Source organism: Mesorhizobium sp. M2A.F.Ca.ET.067.02.1.1 (assembly GCF_004023285.1).
Classification (GTDB): Bacteria; Pseudomonadota; Alphaproteobacteria; order Rhizobiales; family Rhizobiaceae; genus Mesorhizobium.
In genome coordinates this window covers 1-2,731 of the sequence record NZ_RZSB01000785.1, presented here as the reverse complement: position 1 = coordinate 2,731, position 2,731 = coordinate 1, and the positions used below count along the sequence as shown (strand labels likewise).

General features: G+C 63.2%; 3 protein-coding genes. 1 reads left to right on the top strand and 2 read right to left on the bottom strand.

Features of this window, described 5'->3' with window-relative positions; all coding sequences use genetic code 11:
- The coding region (locus tag EOA28_RS31760; RefSeq protein ID WP_148670982.1) for a transglycosylase domain-containing protein at window positions 1-634 on the bottom strand (634 nt) is incomplete at its 3' end.
- 240 nt (window positions 635-874) lie between these two features.
- The gene (locus tag EOA28_RS31755) at window positions 875-1,513 is read right to left on the bottom strand and encodes a TetR/AcrR family transcriptional regulator (RefSeq protein WP_127250907.1); all 639 of its coding nucleotides are present in this window, start codon (window positions 1,511-1,513) and stop codon (window positions 875-877) included.
- Window positions 1,514-1,625: 112 nt separating this feature from the next.
- Between EOA28_RS31755 and EOA28_RS31750 the strand changes: the two genes are divergently transcribed.
- Window positions 1,626-2,731, top strand: a 1,106-nt coding sequence (locus tag EOA28_RS31750; RefSeq protein WP_148670981.1) for an FAD-binding oxidoreductase, incomplete at its 3' end; no start/stop codon positions are given.

Sequence of the window (2,731 nt, the reverse complement as noted above, 5' to 3'; positions counted from 1 at the left end):
GGATCTCCTTCTTGGAGAGGTTCGCCTCCAGCCATAGCGACAGGAAGGCTTCCTTGATCTTGCGCTCGAGAGTGCGCTCGTTGGACAGGAACAGGTTCTTGGCGAGCTGCTGCGTGATGCTCGACCCGCCCTGGACCACCGAATTGGCGCGCACGTTCTCGAAGATCGCGCGCGACAGGCCCAGCACATCGATGCCGTAATGGTCGAAGAAACGCCGATCCTCCGTCGCCAGCACCGCCTTGATGACGATGTCCGGCATCTCGTCGACCGGCACGGAATCGCGCTGGATGATGCCGCGCTGGCCGATTTCGTTGCCGTAGCGGTCAAGGAAGGTGACGGCGAAGTCGCCCTGGTTGCGCCAGTCGCCGGTGGTGATGTCGAAGGCGGGCATGGCAAGCGCGAGCAGCACCACGAAACCGCTGGCGCCCATGGTGAAGCCCTCGCTCAGCACCTCGACGATGGCGCGGCGCCAGCCCTGCACACGGAAGCGGCGGGAAAAGATGGTCGCCGCTTCCCAGAATTCGCGCGCCTTGAAGCCGATCTCGTAGAGCGAAGTATCGAGCCACGCATCCACGGCGAGCAGCGCCGAAGCGATCCGGCCTCTTCTCCTGCGTGGTTTAGAGGGATTGTCCATTCCAGAATTCCACCCCGGCACTTCCGCCCGAAACAGCCGTGGCAGTTCCGGGGCGCCCTCCCTGCCAAACTAATCGACCATTTTAGCACCACTCACAAGGGCAGCGAAGCCACACCCAGGCTTTGTTGAACGCCATGGTTGATTGTGCCCCGAGCCATTCCAGGAAAAGTGAGCACTTCCTGGAAAAGTGAGCAGCGGTTTTCCGTCCGGAATTGCGTAAAACAAATACTAAGAGCGATATCACCGCGCCGCGATGAAGCGCATGAAATGCGTCACATCCGCCTCGCTCGGCTCCAGTCCGGTGAAGGAGCGCAGATAGGCGGCGAGATGGCTGACGCGCGCCTCGACAGGTTCCTTGAGGTCGAGCACGTAATAGCCGATTTGCATGTAGTAGAGGACGCGGGCGCGGATGAAGGCGTCCTCGCTCTCATAGCCGTGCCGGCGGTACATGTCGCGTATGGCCAGCAGTCGCTCCTCGTCGGCCTTGTCGATCATGCGCCGCACGTCGTCCGAGCGCCTTGCCCATTCGCGAACGGCGAAATCGAGCCTGGGATCGAACAGACGCTCGTCGGCCCAGCATTCGAAGACGTTCATCACACCCATGATGATGGTGTCGGCCGGCCGCCGCGCCCGCTCGACGATCGCGGTGGTGTTGGTCTCGTGCCAATGCTTGAGCAGTTGGTCGAGCAGGTCCTGCCGGCTTTCGAAATACCAGTAGAAGCTCGAGCGCGAGACGCCGAGCTTCTGTCCCAGCGTCAGCACGCGCACGCTCTCGATACCATCGGAAATCAGCGTTTGCAGCGCGAGGTTGATCCAGTCCGCGCGGGTTACCTTGATGTTGCCGGGCGCCGGCTCGTCCTGGGGAGCGGTCATGGTCATGAGCCAACAAGTGGCACGGCGCGGAGCAGCGCGCAAGCTCTGGACAGAAGTGTCTAGACACATATGTACGGGGCATATATCTTGAGAGCCTCCAACGAGAGGGGAGAGGCTCGTGAAGTCGCATTACCGGGCAGTGGTCATCGGCGGAGGCGTGGTCGGCGCCTCGGTGCTCTATCACTTGACGCGCTTTGGCTGGAGCGACGTGGCGCTGATCGAGCGCGCCGAGCTGACGGCGGGCTCGACCTGGCATGCGGCGGCCGGCTTCCACGCGCTCAACGCCGATCCCAATGTCGCCGCGCTGCAGGACTACACGATCAAGCTCTATCGCGAGATCGAGGCCGAGTCCGGCCAGAATGCCGGGCTGCACATGACCGGCGGCGTCAACATGGCGAGCGACCCGCAGCGCTGGGAATGGCTGAAATCGGCCTGGGCGGTGTTCCAGTCGGTCGGCATCGAGACGGCGCGGCTGGTGACGCCGAAGGAAATCAAGGAGATCTGCCCGATTGTCGATGTCAGCGGCGTGCTGGGTGGCCTCTATGATTCCAACGAGGGCCATCTCGACCCTTATGGCACCACGCATGCCTATGCGGGCGCCGCCAGGAAGCGCGGCGCCGACGTCATCCTGCGCAACCGCGTCGTCGAGCTGAAACAGCGCGCCGACGGCGGCTGGGACATCGTCACCGAGAAGGGCGCGATCGTCGCCGAGCATGTCGTCAACGCCGGCGGTCTCTGGGCCAAGCAGGTCGGGCTGATGGCCGGCGTCGACCTGCCGGTGACGCCGATGGAGCATCATTATTTTGTCACCGAGGACATTCCGGAAGTCGCGGCGCTAGACAAGGAGCTTGGCCTTGCCGTCGATCTCGATGGCTTCTCCTATCTGCGCCAGGAGCGGAAGGGCGTGCTGCTCGGCGTCTATGAGCAGAACCCGAAACACTGGAACATGGACGGCGCGCCCTGGGATTACGGCATCGAGCTGATCCCCGAGGATATCGATCGCATCAGCCCCGAGCTTGCCAAGGCCTATGAGCGCTTTCCCTGCCTGGCCACGGCCGGTATCCGCAAATGGGTCAACGGCGCCTTCACCTTCACGCCGGACGGCAACCCGCTGGTCGGCCCGGTCAGGGGGCTGAAGAATTACTGGGTCGCCTGCGGCGTCATGGCCGGCTTCAGCCAGGGCGGCGGTGTTGGCAAGTCGCTGGCCGAGTGGATGATTTACGG

What these genes read in the sequence shown, in the direction of transcription:
- EOA28_RS31755 (WP_127250907.1), bottom strand. Translation starts at nt 1,513, where the DNA reads ATGACCATGACCGCTCCCCAGGACGAGCCGGCGCCCGGCAACATCAAG.